Raw genomic sequence first — 19,389 nt, 5'->3', positions numbered from 1 at the left:
CTACCTCTGCCTTATGCGCTTCCCTCGATAAAACGAAGTTAATCTCCATGCATCATGATTTCTCTCGCAATAGCTTGCGCATATGCCTTATCTTGATAGTGATCGGCAAGCTGCTCTGCCAGTTCGTTCTGCTGCTTCATGTATTCCCGGCTGTATTCCTCGGCATAGCGCTTCAAATCGTGTTGAAGAACCAACTCAGCATAGGCAAACGGCTCTTTTTCCTTTAGCCAGATCAGACGGAAACGCGCCGCTGTATGCGTATCCAGAGTTGCTTCGATCTCGCAGCAATTAAGGCGGCATGTTGTCCCATCCGCAAATACAACCGTCATGACGTCGTGATCTTTATCATAATGACACGCCCGAAGTTGCATTCGGAACCAACTCCTCGCGTTTGCTCATAACCTCAATGATCATGTTGGCACCGAGCCTGAATCCATGGATAAAGGCGGCTTCGACATGCAAGCTGTTCACGCTCACACAAAGATCAGAATACTCCTCAAGCTCACGAAACATCTCGTCGCTCAGTTCTTTTCTCCATTTTTCCGTCATAGCGCCGATTTGTCGGCTTAACGGCCGATATTCAGGATGAGACGGTACAATTATCTCTTCGGGATGAAGCTGCCCACGGTACAGGGCTTCAAGAATCGATTCCATATTCATCCTCCCACAAATGTCATCGCATCGCTTGAATGAGATTCCTGCACATGGTAGGATATTTATGCAGTCTGCTCACGTAGCGATTGCGGGATAGGAAGTGGCTGTGTTCTTCGTCGGACGCGCCGCTTCCTTCTTTATTTCTGGAGCTCGTCATACACCTTCTCAATCCCTTTGCGAACGACGTCTGAACGTGTCGTATTCAGCTTCTCGGCGGAAGCGTCGAGCTTGTTCATAATTTCCTGATCGACACGTATCTCAATCGTTTTGCTTTTGGGTTTGTCTGATGGAGGACGCCCCATCTTTTTGGAGGACATCGCTTCACCTCGCTTTTTGTCCTGACAATAATATATTATTGTCTGGACAAAAAGTCAAACCCAATGTAAATAAGCTCTTTCTTTTTCTCGGCAGGTTGAAGACTAACAACACAAGAGATACGGGAATGTGCGTTTCCCTCCTAACATTTTATGTGCAGGTAAAAGGTGATTTTGCTTTCAAAACCGGATATAATGACAACAGGCAGGAGGGATACGAAATGAAACCATTTTCGGATAAATATGTGCTAACCAAACAACAGAGTTTGTTTCTAGCCAAGAAAAAATGGGACGAAAATATATACTGCGGAATGAAGATGGAGAATCGGAATATTACCTTTCCGCAAACCCAAACGATACTGAACGGCGTCAATGTTCCCGGTGTCGCGCTGGACGACATACAAGCCGTCCTTAATATGAGGGATGCCTGGCGTTATTTGCTGAACGCGATTGATGAGCCGATTACGCTTTCCCTTATTTGCAAGCTCAATGAATACGTCGCGAGGAATGAAGCGCTGGAATGGGGTGTTTTTAGAACCGGGCGTGTCGGAATTTCAGGCACGGATTATGTACCGCCGCTCCCGGTACAGAGCGAGATCGAACAGGAATTGGCGGACTTGCTGGCCGCGGACATAACCACAACGGAGAAAGCCATTACGGCTTTTCTATGGGGAGCGCGGCGGCAAATGTTTTGGGATGGAAACAAGCGTACCTCCCTTCTACTTGCAAACAAACTTCTTGTCGAGAGCGGACATGGCATGCTGACCATTACAGAGAAAAATATGGAACGATTTAACGAATTATTATCTGCCTACTATACCTCGAACGATATGAGCGAGATCAAGCTGTTTTTGTATGAACATGCGATCAGCGGCATTGACTTCGAGCCGGAAAAACGCCGTGAATCGGAACAATCACGATAAAGTGAATACGGTATGCAAGCCTGTGTCCTAAATTGGTACCAGGCTTTTTATTTTGTGACAGGAGCGAGAAATTTACTTTGAACTGTGAATGACCTTGATGGGCAACACGAGACAATTGTCTCGTGTTGCAGCAAGCACTGAATATGGATAGCCATATTCTCTTGTTAGGGGCTTTGCCCCTAAGACCCCTCATTAGCCGCGCCGCATCCATTCAGTTCCCAGTGCTTAAATCGGTTTCAAATATCACCAACCACAGTGCAATAAGAACAATTCGTGAAAAGCAAAATGAATACGGCCCCCCTTTGGTTTACCAGCTTAAAACGTGCTCTTACTGTAATTTATAGGATATGATACAATGTACTATAGTTATTTATAAATGGTCCTTCACGGAATAATTAAGACTGCGCGTTTGGATTTAGGTTTTTCTCAAGAGATATTTGCTCGCGAACTTCATGTTGTATCTATACCGGTGAATTGATGGGAGAATAACCTTACAAAACCAAATCGGATTGTTCTTCATGCTTTAATTGAGCTTTGAAAAATATGTTCTTAACACAGATTGAGTTGATTTTTGAACAAAATAGACATGCAGTCCTTGAGAAATATGAGGAGATTAAATATGAAATCTGAAAAGCAAATTGAAGTAGACTTCATTCAAAAACTACAAGATTTAAAGTACACATATCGAGAAGACATTCGAGATAAAGTGTCTCTTGAGGCTAATTTCAGAGAACATTTTGAGAGATTGAATCGTGTTAAGTTAAGCGATTCTGAATTTGCACGTCTCAAGGACAGCATTATCACTGCAGATGTATTTGTGGCCGCTAAAACGTTACGAGAAATTAATACTTTCAAACGCGATGATGGCATACCTCTACAATACACTCTAGTAAACATCAAAGATTGGTGCAAAAATGAATTTGAAGTGATAAATCAGTTGCGTATCAATACAGACAACAGTAACCACCGTTATGATGTTATTATTCTCATTAACGGTATTCCTGTTGTTCAAATTGAATTAAAGTCTCTACAAATTACACCCAAAAAAGCAATGGAGCAGATTGTAGATTATAAAAATGATCAAGGCAATGGGTACACCAATTCGCTTCTTTGTTTTATGCAGTTATTTATCGTAAGCAATGAAACCAAAACATACTATTTTGCCAATAACCATAATGAACACTTTTGCTTTGATGCAGATGAAAGATTTTTGCCAATTTATGAGTTTGCAGATGAGAAAAATAAAAAGATAACGAACCTATATGACTTTGCGGATAGATTTTTACCCAAATGCACCCTTGGGCAATTAATTAACCGATATATGGTTCTTGTTGTAAGTGAACAAAAACTGATGATTATGCGTCCTTATCAGATTTATGCTGTTAAGGCGATTATGGATTGCATTGAACAAAATCGTGGCAACGGCTACATTTGGCATACTACTGGGAGTGGAAAAACGCTCACTTCTTTTAAAGCATCTACACTTTTGAAAGACAATCCTGAAATTGAAAAATGTTTATTTGTTGTGGACAGAAAAGATCTTGATAGACAAACGCGCTTAGAATTTAATAAGTTTCAAGAGGGCTGCGTTGAGGAAAACACAAATACCGAAAGTTTGGTTAGGCGCCTTACTTCTGACGACTATAAAGACAAGGTGATTGTTACCACCATCCAAAAGCTTGGATTAGCCCTTGATGAGGACAGCAGACGTAACCAAGAGAAAAAGAAAAAAGGTGAACTCACCTTTAAAGAAAGATTAGAGAAACTCAGGGATAAGCGAATGGCGATTATTTTTGATGAATGCCACCGTTCCCAGTTTGGAGAAAATCACGATGCAATAAAGACTTTTTTTCCAAAAGCACAGCTTTTCGGCTTTACCGGAACACCAATTTTTGAAGAAAACTCCACATATAAGAAAATTGATGGCACCGTGGGCTCTTACAGAACAACAAAAGATGTTTTTCAGCAGGAACTTCATGCCTACACCATAACAAATGCAATTGACGATGGTAATGTATTGCGTTTTCATATCGATTATTTCAAACCAGAAGATGATAAGAAGGCTGCAAAAGTTTCCTCTAAGGAATATAAGCAAGCAGTTGTCGAAGCAATCTTATCAAAGCATGATGCAGCAACATATAACAGACGGTATAATGCACTCTTTGCAACATCTTCGATTAATGACGCAATCGAGTACTTTGAACTGTTTAAAACACTGCAAGAGGAACTAAAAAATAGTGGAGATGAGAAATTTTATCCACTAAATATTGCTTGCGTCTTTTCTCCACCAGCTGAGGGCAATAAAGATGTGAAACAGCTTCAAGAAGACCTTGTACAAGAAAAAGCCGACAATGAGCAGGAGCCCGATAAGAAAAAAGCAGCTCTTAAAGCTATTATTGATGATTACAACGCCCAATTTGGCACGAACCACAGCATAAGCGAATTTGATTTGTATTATCAGGACGTGCAAAAACGTATTAAAGACCAACAATATCCGAATGCAGATTATCCGCACAAAAACAAAATTGATATCACTATTGTTGTGGACATGCTGTTAACTGGCTTTGATTCTAAGTATTTAAATACTCTGTATGTTGATAAAAACTTGAAGCAGCACGGCTTAATTCAGGCTTTCTCAAGAACAAATCGTGTTCTAAATCCCACAAAGCCATATGGTAACATTATTGACTTTAGAGGGCTCGAAAATGAGGTCGATGATGCGATCAAACTCTTTTCCGGCACGGAAAGCAGCGAGAAGGTAAAAGAAATTTGGCTTGTTGATCCGGCTCCTGCCGTGGTTAAAAAGTTGGATAATGCTGTTGCCGAGCTGGAAAAATTCATGATATCACATGGGTTGGAGTGTAAACCGGAAGAAGTAAGCAACCTGAAGGGTGATATAGCACGCGCGGAGTTTATTGATAAATTCAAAGAGATACAGCGCCTTAAAACGCAGCTAGACCAATATACAGATATAAAAGAAGATCAGACAGCAATTATTGAGAAGTTGCTGCCTGAGGACACCTTGCGTGCATTCCGTGGAGCATATATTGAAACGGCTCAAAGGTTAAAGGCGCAGCAGGGCAAGGATATTGCGAATAAAGCGCCGGAAATCGAACAAGTCGACTTTGAGTTTGTTTTGTTCTCCTCTGCCATTATTGACTATGATTATATCATGTCGCTGATTTCAAAATTCACACAGCCTGATGTTCCCAAAAAAGAAAAAATGACCAAGAAAGAGTTGATTGACCTTATATCATCAACCTCCAATTTGATGGATGAACGAGAAGATATAGGAGAATATATCAACACTTTGGAAGCTGGAAAGGGATTGGATGAAAAATCCATAAGGGCAGGCTATCAAAAATTCAAGGCAGAAAAATCGGCTAAAGAATTGGATGCAGTTGCAAATAAACATGACATAGAGTCAGCCTCATTGCAAGAATTTGTTGATAAAATTATGGAGCGTATGATTTTTGATGGTGAGAAGTTAAGCGACCTTTTAGAGCCTCTTGGCCTTGGCTGGAGAGACAGAACAAAGAAAGAATTGGAACTGATGGAAGATTTAATTCCGCTACTGAAAAAGTTGGCAGATGGACGTGAGATTGTGGGGTTAAAGGCATATGAGTAAGAAAGAAAAGACGGTTTTAGTGCCAAAATTGAGGTTTCCGGAGTTTAACTCAAGTGGGGAATGGAAAGTATCTACTCTCAATTCACTTGCTATCAAAATAACAAATAAAAATAAAGATCGTTCTTTAACTCGAATTCTAACAAATTCCGCCACTGATGGCGTTGTAGATCAAAGTGAGTATTTTGAAAGAGAAATTGTAACACAAAGCAATATCGACAACTATTTTATAGTTGATGAGGGGGATTATGTTTATAACCCTCGCATTTCAACTTCTGCACCGGTAGGCCCTATTTCCAAAAATAAATTAGGAAAAGGTATAATGTCTCCGTTGTATACAGTATTTCGATTCAATAACCCTCGAAATGAATTTTACGAGCAATATTTTAAAACCAATCTTTGGAATAGTTATTTAAAAACCGTTTCAAATACTGGAGCGAGGCACGATAGAATCAGTATATCAACAGAAAACTTTATGAAGATGCCGCTTCCTTATCCTTCTGACGAAGAACAACAAAAAATTGCCGACTGCCTATCTTCCCTTGACGACCTCATCACCGCCGAGGATAAAAAGCTGTCAGCTCTTAGGGCACACAAAAAGGGGTTAATGCAGAAGCTGTTCCCTTCTGAGGGAAAAACTCTACCCGAGTGGAGATTCCCAGAGTTTAAAGATAGTGGAGAATGGACTAAGAAGACTCTTGGTCAATTGGGTAAACTTGTCTCAGGGTTAACTTATAGTCCAGATGATGTAAGAGAAACAGGGTTGCTAGTATTGAGATCTTCGAATATTAAAAATAGTGTAATTATATTGGATGACAATGTTTATGTAAGGACAGATATTAGTGGTGCAAATCTGTCTTTAGAAGGCGATATATTAATTTGCGTACGTAATGGTTCAAAAACTTTGATAGGAAAAAATGCGATTATACCAAAGGATATGCCTTTGTGTACACATGGTGCGTTTATGACAGTCTTAAGAGCACAAAACCCACAATTTGTCTTTCAACTTCTTCAAACAACAGCCTATGAAAGGCAAGTAAAGGCTGATTTGGGTGCGACTATAAATTCAATTAATGGAACCCAATTGGAAAAATATGTTTTTTTTATTCCGAAAGAACAAAAAGAACAACAAAAAATTGCTGACTGCCTCTCTACCTTAGATGAACTTATTACCGCACAGGCAAAGAAAATTGAAGCTTTGAACACTCATAAAAAAGGATTAATGCAAGGACTGTTCCCTTCCATTAAGGAGGTGGGAGAATGAGTATTATCTCAGATGAAAATGTACAGACTTTGGCAAAGCAACTTGTTGAATCGAGAAAAAACATTATTTTAGTGTTTGCCTTTAATGGAACCGGCAAAACACGACTTTCTGTTGAATACAAAAATATTACCAAAGAATTGAACGGCGGTAATCATTCCGGTGTTTATTATAATGCTTATAGTGAAGATTTGTTTGTTTGGGATAATGATACGGAAAACACTGGTTCTCCAATAAAGCTGAATGTCATGCATTCCAGCCTGAATCAATATCATTCGTCAATGGATGAAGAAAAGCTTCGTGAAAAGCTAACTGCATACAAGCCAAAGTTTGATTTTAAGTTTAATTATCATACTGATACATCGCTTGGAATTAGCTCCATTAGTTTTTATCCGCAATCAGAAAGCGAAGAACAACCTGAAGCTATAAAAATTTCTCGTGGTGAGCAACAAATTTTTATTTGGTGCCTGTTTCTCACAATGTTTGATGTTCAAGGCTGGACAGGTGAACAAAATAGTCATTTCTTTATTGATGATCCTGTTTCAAGCTTAGATGACCATAACATCTTTATTACTGCATCAACAATAATGGATTTGATTGATGATCATTATGAGAATAGGAAGATCATTATTACAACTCACCACGTTGGACTTTTTTCTATTCTTTCAGACTGGCTGACAAAAGGCGAAAAAGCATCTTCGTATAAGAGATTTACCCAAATGCATACCTTAAAAAACTCGTCCAATGAATTATTTTTGTTGGATTGTAAAAAAGATGTTTTTCTTTATCATCTTGAGTTACTGCAAATGTTACAGCATGCGATAAACGACAATCTGTTATATGCTTATCATTTCGCAATACTAAGACAAGTATTAGAAAACGTTTCCTCCTTTCTCGGCGTTGGACGAATATCGTATGTGCTTGAACAAATCGGAGTGGATGACACTGATGATGTAGCTCGAATAGTAAATACATTGTCGCATAAAACTGTTTTCCGGTACGAGGCAAAAGAATTAGTTCCTGATAACGCAGAACTTTTATCAAATGTATTTAACAAGCTTCAAAATAAATATAATTTTGTATTACACATAGGTGGTGGTAACGATGCATGATTTACAACAAAAACAATTAGGTGCAACCCTGTGGGCCATAGCAGATAAACTTCGCGGAGCGATGAATGCCGACGACTTTCGTGATTACATGTTGTCTTTTCTCTTCTTGCGCTATCTTTCAGATAACTATGAACAGGCAGCAAAAAAAGAACTTGGTAGCGATTATCTTTATTGTGAGAATGAAATTAAAAATATCTATGCTGCGAGTAAGCAGGATGAGACTATTAGTGTGATGAAAGAGCAGGCAGCAGATTATTTTAGCAAACAAAAATTAGAAGAAAATGAAAAAAAGATGGTGCTCGATGATCATTTCACATTGTTTGAAAGTAAAAAGTTGACCCCGCTTATTATGTGGTATAATAACAACTTGGATCAAGTAGCCATGTTTGAAAAGCAAATGCGACGTAAGCTTCATTACGTAATCAAGCCGCAGTATCTCTGGAGTAATATATACGAATTAGCTCGCACGCAAAACAAATACCTCTTGAAGACATTACAAGCTGGTTTTAAATTTATAGAAAATGAGTCTTTCGACAGTACGTTTCGTGGGTTGTTCTCAGAGGTGAATCTTGACTCTGATAAGCTTGGAAGAAATTACAACTCTCGCAATGCAATGCTGTGTTCGATTATAACCGAAATTTCTGAGGGGCTAGATGAATTTTCTAACGAAAGTGATCTACTGGGCAATGCCTACGAATACTTAATAAGTCAATTTGCTGCAGGATCAGGTAAAAAAGCTGGAGAGTTTTATACCCCCCAGCAGATTTCGACCATCCTTTCTCGAATCGTTATACTTGATAGCCAAAAACCAAGTGAAGGGAAAAAAAAGTATATTAATAACCTGCTGGACTTTGCTTGCGGCTCTGGTTCTCTTCTAATTAACGTTAAAAAGCAACTTGAGCCAAACAGCATTGGGCAGATATATGGACAAGAAAAGAATATCACGACTTACAATCTTGCGCGTATGAACATGCTCCTTCATGGATTCAAAGACTCTGAATTTCAAATATTTCACGGAGATTCATTATTGAATGATTGGGACATTTTCAATGAAATGAACCCAGCCAAGAAATTGGAGTGTGACGCAGTTGTAGCAAATCCACCTTTCAGTTACCGTTGGGAGCCGAACGATACACTTGCTGAAGATTTTCGTTTTAAAAACTATGGATTGGCACCGAAATCAGCAGCAGATTTTGCTTTTCTACTTCATGGTTTCCACTTTTTAAGCGATAGTGGCACAATGGCAATCATTCTGCCACATGGTGTTTTATTCCGTGGTGGTGCAGAAGAAAAAATAAGGACTAAATTGCTTAAGGACAATAATATCGACACGATAATAGGATTACCCGCAAACCTCTTTTTCTCTACTGGTATTCCGGTCTGTATTCTTGTGCTAAAAAAGTGCAAGAAATTTGATGATGTGCTGTTTATTAACGCAAGTGAGTACTACGAAAAGGGGAAACGTCAAAATATCTTATTGCCAGAGCATATTGACAGAATAGTTGACACATATCAATATCGAAAAGAAGATGACAAAAAATATTCTCGCCGTGTCTCCATGGAAGAAATTGAAAAGAACGGCTACAACCTGAATATATCAAGGTATGTAAGCACAGCTCCGGAAGAAGAAATTATTAATCTTGCGAAAGTAAAAGAGGACTTAGACTGCATTGAAAAAGATATAAATGAAGCCAAGGAAAAACACAATCGGTTTTTAAGAGAGCTTGGGTTGCCGGAGTTGAAGTAAGCTAGATTTCGCTATTAGGTGTTTGTCGGTCCAATAAATCATCCAAAGGTGATCTACAATAATAATTTAGAGATGCCACCTTCACTTTGAAGAAACACTTTCATTTCTGCGTCTTAATACTTTTCAAGAAATTTATTAATTCTTCTAACTATATTGGCTGAATGCGAAAGACCACCTTCAACGAATGCGAAGGTGGCTTCTCATGCCAATTTATTGCTGACTCCCTGTTTTTTAATCCACCTCGTAAAAAACAGAATACCGGATTGTTCCAAACATACCCATAAAGGTTATGACTCTGCGGAACCCATATGCTTCCCTCATACGCATCCTCGCTCACAAACCGCCCGATCTCCGCCTTATAATACCGCGCTTGCGCAAAATAGAGACCATTGCCCTCGTACGGATACCCCGTATAGGCAAAGTTCACGGCGCGGTCGCGCTGGGGCGGGTTTTGCAGAACGCCGAACTCGTCATAGCGGTAGGTCTCGGTCAGGTTGCCTTGGCTGTCCTGCAAGCCGACGATGCTGCCCAGATGGTCGTAGGAATACGTCTCGCTTTCGCCGTCCGGGAGCAGGGCATGCAGCCGATTGATCCCGTAGCTGTAGCTGGCTTGCAGCGATTCCCCTTCGTACACCGCCAGCAGGTCGTTATAGGCCGAGGTCAGGTCGGTGACAAAGTCCTGGGTCTTATCGGCCGTTTTGCTTTGGATGCGTACGCCTTGGGCGTTGTAGCGGTAGTCGTACGTTTTTCCGTCCTTTACCGCTTGCACGAGCCGGTTCGTTTCGTCGAAGGAATAACGCTCCAGCAGTTGGCCCGTGCTATCCTTCACGCCGGTTAGGTTGCCGCGCAAGTCGTACTCATATTTCTTCTGCACGCCGGCCGCTTTTTCCTCTAGCAGTTGGTTTGCACCGTTGTAAGTGTACGCGGTTGAGCCGTTACCGTCCGTTTTCTCGATCCGGTTGCCGAAGGCGTCGTACCGGTATGTGCGGGCTTGTCCGTTATCGATCGCTTGAATCAATTGGTTCAATTCGTCGTAGGTGTACGATTTCTCGCGCCGCTCGCCGCCGATCGTTTCGATCCAGTTCAAGATGTTGCCTGCGGCGTCATAGCGGTATTCATGCCGGTTGATCGCTTCGCCCGCCTGGTTTTGTTCGCTCAGTTGCTGCAGTTGGCCGCGCGGAGTGTAGGCATAACGGGTGATGCTGCCGCCCGCCGCGGTTTTCTCCGTTACTTGTCCGATCGCGTTGTACGCATAAGTCGTGGTGCCCGCTTGATCCTTGACGGCGATTAACCGGTTTAAAGCGTCGTATTGATACGTCGTTTCCCGACCGTCCGGCGTCGTTAGGCTCGCTTTCTGGCCGGTTGGCGTCCAAGTATAGTGTACGCTGCGGCCTTTCGGGTCGGTGACGCCGGAGATTTGCCCCAGCGTGTCGCGTTCGATCTGCGTGACCCCGTTCCAATCTTCCATGCGGATCAGTTCGCCGCGCTTATTGTAAGCGAAGCTCGCTTGCTTCCGATCGCTATAGGCGATCTGCGTGACACGATCGTTAGCGTCATAGGTTTGCCGCGTCGTGACGCCCGCGGGATCGACCGTTTCCGTCAGGTTGCTGTTGGCATCATAGCGATAATGCGTTTGCAGGCCCAACGGATTCGTTTCTGCGATACGGCGCCCTAATTGATCATAGGCGTATTGGGTGACTTGTTCTTCGCCGCCCTGGCCCATCCGGATTTGCTTGATCAGATTGCCGACCGCATCGTATTGGTAAAGCGTCCGATAGCCGAGCGCATCTTGCACTTCCGTCAGTTGGCCGAGCGCATCGTAAGCATAGGCTGTCGTGCGGCCCAACGGATCGGTGATGCCGGCGATTTGGCCGTGTGGCGTATACGAATAGCGGGTCGTATTGCCGCCCGGGTCGGTCACGCTCAGCCGTTGCCCGAGCGCATCGTACGTATAGGCCGTCGTTTGGCCAAGCGCGTTGGTCTCTGCGGTCAAGCGGCCGCTGGCATCGTACGTATAGACCGTCTGCTGGCCGAGCGCGTCGCGGATCGCAGTCAGGTTGCCGGTTGCGTCGTACTCATATTGAGTCGTGTTGCCGTTCGGGTCGGTCAGGCCGGCTAACAGACCGGTCGGCGTATAGCTGTACTTGATGGTATGACCGAGCGCATCGGTTTCGCCGATCAGTTGCCCCGCGCCGTCATAGGCGTAACGGGTCATTCCGCCTTCGGAGTCCACGCTCTCGATCAACTGGCCTGCGGCATCGTAACGCAGGATGCGAACCGCGCCGTCCGGTTGGATCGTTTCGACCAATTGGTTTAACAGATCGTAGCGATATTCCGTCACGCCGCCGCGGGCGTCCGTTTCGCGAATCCGGTTGCCGTTTGCGTCATATTGGTAGCGGATCGTCTGCCCCTCGGCATCGGTGACGGCGGCAACGCGATTCCACAGATCGTATTCATAGCTCGTTTGGCCGCCGTCCGCCGCGATCATATGCTGCAGTCGCCCTTGGTCATCGTAGCTGTAACTTGTGACATGACCGAGCGGATCGACAAGTTCGCTGACCAATCCCTGTTCGTTATAGCGGTACACGGTTATGCCGCCGGCTTCGTCGATGAGATCGGTCAGTTGCCCGAACCCGTTATAGCGAAGCTGCCGCGTTTGGCCCAAGGGGTCGATGGTTTGCTCGATGCGGCCGCCGGCGTCGTACGCGAAACGATACGCCGACCCTTGCGGATCGATCTGTTCCACCAAACGGTTCAAGTCGTCATAACGCTGTTCGTAGATGTTGCCCTTGCCGTCTATGATGCGGACCGCGTTGCCGCGGTCGTCGTACTCCGCCTTCACTTGCGTGCCGTCGGCCAAAGCAATCTCCGTCCGCAGTCCTTTGTCGTTATAGGCGTAGCGCGTCGTCCGGCCTGCGCCGTCAGTCGCCGCCAGCAGGTTGCCGCGGTCGTCGTACACATAGGTCGACGTCCGCCCGAGCGCATCCGTCAGCGAAGTGAGCCGGTTTTGTTCGTTATACGTATAAGCGGTCGTGTTGCCGAGCGCATCGGTTAACTGCAGCAGGTTGCCGCGGTCGTCATACACATAGTGCGTCTTGCCGCCGCGCGCATCGCCGCTCTCCACAAATGTCTTCTTGGAATGGTAATCCGGAATCGTCAATTCGGGCTCGGCAGCCGGCGGCTCCACTTCGAGGGCTGCCGCGATCGGCATGCTGCCCCATACCCACTCGCCGCGTACAAAGACAGCGATCCGGTTCCAATCGTCAAAGTCGGTATCGTCCGGGTTGAACGAATAATCGTTGGATTGGGCAAAGTCGGCCCAACGCTCTTTGGAAATTCGGGTATGCATTTCGACGTATTGTCCCGGCTGCAATACGCCGGAACCGGGTTCGAAGCTCATTTCCAGCACAGTGTCGACGCTGACGCCCGGCGCTTGCAGCGGAATGAACCGCCCGCGAAAACGCTGCTTGCCGTCGATATGAATGCTGCCGATGCTGGCCCAATCGCCCCAGAAGAGCAGTTTGTCCTTGCTGTCGGCGGTAAAGAAGTAACGAATGCGAATGTCGGACAAAGCGATCGGCCGGTCGGACACGTTATGGAGCCGGTACCATGGATACAGCGTGTTGTACGGATCGCTGCGGTCGAAGTTGAACATTTCGGCGCGCAGGATCGGGATGCCGTTATCCGGGGCCCAAATGGCTTCGTCCAGTTGCGGATCGGGCTCAGCGGGTTCGCCGGGCTCGCCTCCGTTGCCGGGTTCGCCAGGTCCCCCAGGTTCGCCGCCGCAATCGCTCCGCTCCTGCCAGACGCCCCATTCGCTATCGCGTCCGGGTTCTTCGCCGAGCGTCCACCACTTCGCTTGCCATAAGCGGCCGCGATAGGTAACCAGATCGCCGTTATTATAGACTTTCTGCGCATCCCAAGCCGGGGCGCCGCACGGTCCGGGCGTCGGTTCGGGCGCTTCTCCGCCGCAAGCGCCGCCGTCTTTCCAAGCGCCGATGATGCCGGGCTCTTCGCCCTGCGTCCACCATTGCGCCTGCCATGTGCGACCGTTATGAGTCACAAGGTCGCCGCTCACATACACTTTCTGCTTGTCCCAAGCGGCGGCGCCGCACGGATTGGGCTGCGTTTCAGGAGCGGATCCCTCGTTGTTGCTGCCTTCGTTGCTCTTATCGTCCTTATTGCTGTCGTCCTGATTGTTTCCGCTCTCGCCGCTGCCATCGTCTTCGCTGCCGATCCCGCACGCACCTCGGTCTTCCCAAGGCCCCCACTCGCCGGCGGTACCGGGTTCTTCGCCTTGCGTCCACCATTTCGCCTGCCACATGCGGCCGTTATGGCTAACAAGGTCGCCGCTCACATAGGCTTTCTCCTTGTCCCAAGCCGCAGCAGCGCATGCGGACGCCGCCGCGGCGCTTAATGCCCGGACTTGGCCCGAAGCGTAGACCGCATCGGTAGCAGACTCGTTCGTCCACTCTTCGTCAGACGACACGGTAAATTCATTGGCGCGGGTGCGCACGTCATCGTAACGGAACGTCCGCTCGCCGGCCGCATCGACGATTTTCGTCAAGCGCAAGTCGGCATCGTAGAAATAGCGCGTTTCAAGGCCCGCACCTTCCTTCATCGTCACGATTCGCGCCGCTTCGTCGTACGCATACGCACGGCTGCTGCCGTCGGCAAACCGGATCTGCGTCAGCCGCCCTTGGCCGTCATACTCCATATGCCGCATGACCGTCCCGTCGGAACGGATCACGTCCGTCAGCCGCCTTGCATCGTCATAACGGTAATCGTAACGGGTGCCGTCCACGTCGGTAAAGCTTGCGGTCTCCCGGCCTTCGTTCACGTAAGCGACGCTGCGCCCCGTCTGATCGCCGATCCGTACGAGCCAGCCTTCGTCGTTATAATGGAACTGCAGTTTGTTGCCTTCCCGCTCGACGCTCTCCAGCCGGGTACCGTCATAGGTAAGCCGCAGCTCGACGCCGCCGGCCGTCACATGCCGTACCGGCAACCCTTCCTGGCTAAACAACAATTTCGCTTGTTCCGGGGTAGTCAATTCGAAGCCGCCGCCATCCAGCCGCGTCAAGCGGTTGTAAATGCCGTCCCCGGCGCGGTATGAGCCGTCGCTTTGTTTGTCGTACCGCTCGATATGGCCGTCCTCAAAGCGAACGAGCACCGCCTTGTCCAGATCCCGCAGCCGTTCGCCGAACGTATGGCTCCAGCGGCTGCCAAGTTCGGAGAAATACTCGTCGCGCGAGTTGTACGTCCGGGTGAAGAACAGCGGAAAGCTGCCGCCGATGTATAAATCGCTAGCGATGCCGACATTATTGCCCATGCCCATATGGGCCGGCGTGTTCGTGTTCATGCCGGAAAACAGGTCGATGATGCCCATATTGCCGCCCAGCACCGGATCTTGCGAATCGATGCGCACCGGATAGGCTTGGTTGATCATCAGTATATTTTGACCGACGAGGCGGGAGGCTTCCGTGGACGCGGATAGCTGGTTGTCCAGCGCAATCGCGTCCTGAAAACGCGCATCGCCGTAATATTGCAGCGCCAAATGCGATAATTCGTCGAAGAAGCGGAACGGATGATTCGTCACGTTCAGGCTGGCCTGACCGGGCCGCGCGCCGCGGATGTCCGCCTGGATCGACGTTTGCGTGTACGGCGTCAGCGCGACGTTAGCGAGCCAGCGTCCGTCTTCGACGGTCGCTTCCACTTGCCGCGAAGACCCGTCGCCGGCGACGGTCAAGGTAACGCCGGTTACGCCCTGCGCTCCGCCAGGCTGCCCGTAGACGACAAAGCGGTCGCCGCTAGGGTTCGGAATAATGGCGATATCTTTGGCTTCCTCACCGAGAATCGTGACCGGATGGACGGAAGCATACGGCTTAAACCGGTCCTGCGGTTCGACGAGGATGTCGTACGTCCCTTCGGGGACCAGGTTCCCGTGCTCGTCTTGGCCGTTCCACACGAACTCATGCGGCACGTAACCGCCGGCATATTCCGTCTCCCCCTGGATAATCGCGACGGTCCGCTCGCCGCTGATCAATTTGATGACGGTGAGATGGTCGATCTCCCAGTTCCAGCGGATGGTCGTCGTCTCGCCGCGACTCGGTTGGAACACGGTCGGCTCCACGCGGATATACCGCTTCTGGTCGACTGTCTCCGCCGCAAGCGCCTGCCCCTGCAACGGCAACGCCTGCACGACGAGCAACAGCGTGAGCACCATCGCGCACAAGCGCCTCCAACGAATGAAATGCTTCATAAAAAATCCCTCACTCTCCAAAAATAGATATAAGAGAGTCGAGTCTAGCTGTGGAATAAATGGCGTTTCGACCCTTATATCCCAAGATTCTACAGATTGTATCATTTTTCCTTTTGCAAATATGGAAGAAAAAGGGGGAATTTTCTCGATTTTGGGGGGATAAATCTCTAATACGACAAATTTCCTCTTCGATGCGATGAACAAGATTTGGGAAAAAGCAAAAAACCCCGTTCAAGACAGGGCTAGCGAATCGCGGAGGCACAAGGCGCGCAACACGAAAGCCGCCCCTCTCGGGACGGCTTCAAACACACGTTTATTGAAATTTCGGCAGCCAGTCGCCATGCGCTGCGATCAAATCGTCGCACATGGATATAATGTCATCCATCGACAACTCCGCCGACGTATGCGGGTCGAGCATCGCCGCATGATAGATATGCTCCTTCTTGCCGGTGACGGCCGCTTCGATCGTCAATAGCTGCGTATTGATGTTCGTGCGGTTCAAGGCGGCGCATTGCGGCGGCAAATCGCCGACGAATGTCGGAGTAATGCCGCTCTGATCGACCAGACACGGCACTTCCACGCACGCCTCTTTCGGCAAGTTCGTAATGAGGCCGGTGTTCATCACATTGCCTCCGATTTTGTACGGACGGTTCGTTTCCATCGCTTCGAAAATATAGCTGGCATACTCATGCGACCGTTCATGCGTCAAGTTTTGATTACCCACGAGTTCGTCACGCATCTTCTTCCAGTTTTCGATTTGCTCGACGCAACGGCGCGGATACTCGTCCAGCGGAATATTGAACCGTTCGATCAGTTCGGGGTAATTGCGCTTGATGAAATACGGATGGTACTCGGCGTTATGCTCGGAAGATTCCGTAATGTAATAGCCGAATTTCAACATCATTTCATAGCGTACCATATCGTGATGGATTTCCTTCTGCTTCTCCGCCGCGCGGCGTTTAATTTCCGGATACAGATCTTTGCCGTCTTTGGTTGCTTCGAGCAGCCAGGCCATATGGTTGATGCCCGCGATTTTCCATTGCACGCCCTCATCGTCCATGCCGAGGTCCTTAAATAGATGCGGCACGCACACTTGCACGCTATGGCACAGGCCGACCGTTTTGACGCCGCCGTACGTATTCATTACGTTCGTCAACACCGCCATCGGGTTCGTATAATTGAAAAACCATGCATCGGGACATACTTCGCGCATATCTTTGGCAAAATCGAGCATGACCGGGATCGTGCGCAAATTGCGGAAAATGCCGCCGATTCCAACCGTGTCGGCTATCGTTTGCCGCAAGCCGTATTTTTTCGGAATTTCAAAGTCGGTAATCGTGCAAGGATCGTATCCTCCCACTTGAATGGCGTTGACGACATATTTCGCTCCGCGCAGCGCCTCCTTGCGGTCCGCATACGCTTTGACGGTACAAGTGCTTCCCGTTGTCTTTTTCAAGTTGTTCAACATATTTTCCGAATCCCGCAAACGTTCCGCGTCGATATCGTACAAAGCCAATTCGAATCCTTGCAGCGCCGGCGTCAGCATACAGTCGCCCAGCACGTTTCTCGCAAATACGGTGCTTCCCGCTCCTAGAAATGTAATTTTGGACATCGTTATTCGCCTCCATCGTTTCCATGAAATGATTGTTTCGCTTACGTTCAATATACATGGCGGCGGGAATAAAGCGTATGGCGGGAAACAACTTGAATATGGAGAAATGCAAGATAAATCCGGGAACCGGCTTGAACCGGGCAGTAGGCAATGATACCCTAATCTTGAGAGAAAACAGCCGATATCGTACAAGGAGGCGGGTCGCCATGCAGGAACCGTTAAAATTTCATCGCGTTGCCATTAATCCCTATCCGTCCAAAGACGATTTCATCGTCTTGTTCGGCGGCGAATCGCAGACGGAGCCCGGCCATCGGGCAGGGCCGGCCGTGCTGGACTACTTGCTGGTGCATTACGTCATTTCCGGCAGCGGCATCTTCAAAATCATGGGCAAGGAGTATGCGCTCGGGGCCGGAGACAGCTTCTTCATTTTTCCCGGCGAGTTATATATGTATGAAGCGGATCAGGCGGAGCCGTGGCGCTATTGCTGGATCGGCTGCAAAGGCCAGGGAGCGGAGACGTTGCTTAGCTCGCTTAACATATCCGCGCATCGGCCGGTCGTTCGCACGCAGCCCCGCAAACGAATCCCGACGCTGTTCCGGCTGGTCCAACAAGTGTTCCGTAACGGCGGCGCTTTCAGCAATTTGCAGGCCAGAGGATATATAGACCTGTTGCTGGCGGAATTCGCCCGCCACAACCGGGCGGCGGGGGAAAACGACGCGCACGAGAACGAACCGGAAATTACCCGGCAGATCAAACAGGCGATCCGTTGGATGACGCTGCAGTACTCGCAGCCGATTTCAATCGAGGATATGTCGCAATCGCTGGGGTACCACCGGATCTATTTCTCGAAAATGTTCAAAGAATATACCGGCATGGCGCCAACGCAATTTTTGCTCAAAATCCGGATGGAACGGGCGAAGCAGTTGCTCGCCGGCCGCCTGACGATCGATCAGATCGCCACTTCCGTCGGATTTGCGGACGCGCTCTATTTCTCCAAGCAATACAAGAAATGGTTCGGCGTGCCGCCGACAGAGCATCGCAAATCGATGCAAGGCAAATCGCCATTCGATTGCAAAGTATGAAGGTGGAAGCTTAAGCTTCCACCTCCAGTTTAAACTTCCACCTTGGGATCCGTTTTTTTGTTTCTGGACCACGGCGTGCCGAGAAATGGCAGCGCCCAACGATCCAGGCCGTACCAGCCTGCGACTTTCCATGCCAATACAAGCCAAGTGGCCAAAATAAAGAGCAGCGGATTCGTGCTTACCGTTCCCGCGAACAGAAAGCTGGCGTTCATCACTCCGCCGAAAAACGCGGCGATCCCCGTCAACAAGCCGAGAATTAAGCCAAGCCCGACCAACACTTCGCCGATCGCGACCATATACGCGAATACTTTGGCGTTCGGCAATACCGCATTCTCCAGAAACCAGGCGTACCAGCCCGTCACGTCCTTTCCTTCCTCCGCTTTGGCCAAAGCGCCTTTGACAAAGCCTTCGATGGCCGCCCCGGCTTTCGCTCCCGTCCAGGCTTCCGACGTCAGCTTGCCGTATCCCGCGGTAATCCAGGCATACCCGACATATAAACGGATAATGAGCCAAATCCACGCCGAACTCGTGCTGCTGAACAAAAAGCGGGATACCGGATTTTCGGGAATAATGATTTCCTTCGTCCTTGCCATGTTTTCATCCTCCTTTTTTGTAAAATAAGCTTCTCGGAATTCACATTCCGTTGTAGGCTCTAGCCTCCTAGCTAGGGTCTTTATTGTTTCACCCCCAAACATGGGGTGCGAACAAACATTCCTCTTGACTTTTCAAAATCACCCCAATAATCGCCGAGAAGGCTTTTTTTATTGCCTATCTCTAATGAATTGGGTGATTTTCATGAA

At 47.7% G+C, this 19,389-nt stretch carries 12 protein-coding genes; 6 read left to right on the top strand and 6 right to left on the bottom strand.

Going from position 1 to position 19,389, the window contains the following annotated elements; genetic code table 11:
* Nucleotides 1–38 precede the first annotated feature (38 nt).
* The 3 genes from KQI79_RS17885 to KQI79_RS17875 form a co-directional block, all read right to left on the bottom strand.
* Nucleotides 39–371: a DUF6061 family protein gene (locus tag KQI79_RS17885; RefSeq protein WP_216539661.1), complete on the bottom strand. Its 333-nt coding sequence runs from the start codon at nt 369–371 to the stop codon at nt 39–41.
* Nucleotides 346–654, bottom strand: coding sequence for a DUF6809 family protein (locus KQI79_RS17880; protein WP_216539660.1), 309 nt, complete (start codon nt 652–654; stop codon nt 346–348). The genes KQI79_RS17885 and KQI79_RS17880 overlap by 26 nt, the downstream gene beginning before the upstream one ends.
* 137 nt (nt 655–791) lie before the next feature.
* On the bottom strand, nt 792–971 hold the full coding sequence (locus KQI79_RS17875; RefSeq protein WP_216539659.1) for a ribbon-helix-helix protein, CopG family: 180 nt from the start codon (nt 969–971) through the stop codon (nt 792–794).
* A gap of 218 nt (nt 972–1,189) precedes the next feature.
* On the opposite strand from KQI79_RS17875, the gene KQI79_RS17870 reads away from it, so the two are divergent.
* The 5 genes from KQI79_RS17870 to KQI79_RS17850 all read left to right on the top strand — a co-directional run bounded on the left by KQI79_RS17870 (nt 1,190) and on the right by KQI79_RS17850 (nt 9,636).
* Complete coding sequence (locus KQI79_RS17870) at nt 1,190–1,891, top strand: Fic family protein (RefSeq protein ID WP_216539658.1); 702 nt, start codon at nt 1,190–1,192, stop codon at nt 1,889–1,891.
* A 619-nt stretch (nt 1,892–2,510) separates the two neighbouring features.
* Complete coding sequence (locus KQI79_RS17865; RefSeq protein ID WP_216539657.1) at nt 2,511–5,519, top strand: type I restriction endonuclease subunit R; 3,009 nt, start codon at nt 2,511–2,513, stop codon at nt 5,517–5,519.
* Entirely contained in the window at nt 5,512–6,780 is a 1,269-nt protein-coding gene (locus tag KQI79_RS17860) for a restriction endonuclease subunit S (protein ID WP_216539656.1), read from the top strand. The genes KQI79_RS17865 and KQI79_RS17860 overlap by 8 nt, the downstream gene beginning before the upstream one ends.
* Entirely contained in the window at nt 6,777–7,889 is a 1,113-nt protein-coding gene (locus KQI79_RS17855; RefSeq protein WP_216539655.1) for an AAA family ATPase, read from the top strand. Before KQI79_RS17860 ends, KQI79_RS17855 begins: the two co-directional genes overlap by 4 nt.
* Complete coding sequence (locus KQI79_RS17850) at nt 7,882–9,636, top strand: type I restriction-modification system subunit M (RefSeq protein WP_216539654.1); 1,755 nt, start codon at nt 7,882–7,884, stop codon at nt 9,634–9,636. Before KQI79_RS17855 ends, KQI79_RS17850 begins: the two co-directional genes overlap by 8 nt.
* A 148-nt stretch (nt 9,637–9,784) precedes the next feature.
* Here the strand turns inward: KQI79_RS17850 and KQI79_RS28045 are convergent, their stop codons facing one another.
* Nucleotides 9,785–15,895 carry a carbohydrate-binding protein gene (locus KQI79_RS28045; protein ID WP_216539653.1) on the bottom strand — a complete coding sequence of 2,037 codons (6,111 nt, stop codon included), beginning with the start codon at nt 15,893–15,895 and terminating at the stop codon, nt 9,785–9,787.
* A gap of 313 nt (nt 15,896–16,208) precedes the next feature.
* On the bottom strand, nt 16,209–17,507 hold the full coding sequence (gene melA, locus KQI79_RS17840) for an alpha-glucosidase/alpha-galactosidase (RefSeq protein WP_216539652.1): 1,299 nt from the start codon (nt 17,505–17,507) through the stop codon (nt 16,209–16,211).
* A gap of 206 nt (nt 17,508–17,713) precedes the next feature.
* Here melA and KQI79_RS17835 point away from each other — a divergent pair, with 206 nt between their 5' ends.
* Nucleotides 17,714–18,589, top strand: a complete 876-nt coding sequence (locus KQI79_RS17835) for an AraC family transcriptional regulator (RefSeq protein WP_216539651.1) — start codon at nt 17,714–17,716, stop codon at nt 18,587–18,589.
* Between the two features lie 29 nt (nt 18,590–18,618).
* On the opposite strand, the gene KQI79_RS17830 is transcribed toward KQI79_RS17835, so the two are convergent.
* The gene (locus tag KQI79_RS17830; protein WP_216539650.1) at nt 18,619–19,182 is read right to left on the bottom strand and encodes a DoxX family membrane protein; all 564 of its coding nucleotides are present in this window, start codon (nt 19,180–19,182) and stop codon (nt 18,619–18,621) included.
* Nucleotides 19,183–19,389 lie beyond the last annotated feature (207 nt).

Source organism: Paenibacillus sp. MSJ-34 (genome assembly GCF_018918005.1).
In the GTDB taxonomy this organism is placed as follows: Bacteria; Bacillota; Bacilli; order Paenibacillales; family Paenibacillaceae; genus MSJ-34.
Note: the sequence above shows the minus strand (reverse complement) of the source record. Positions and strands in the feature narration are given on the sequence as shown.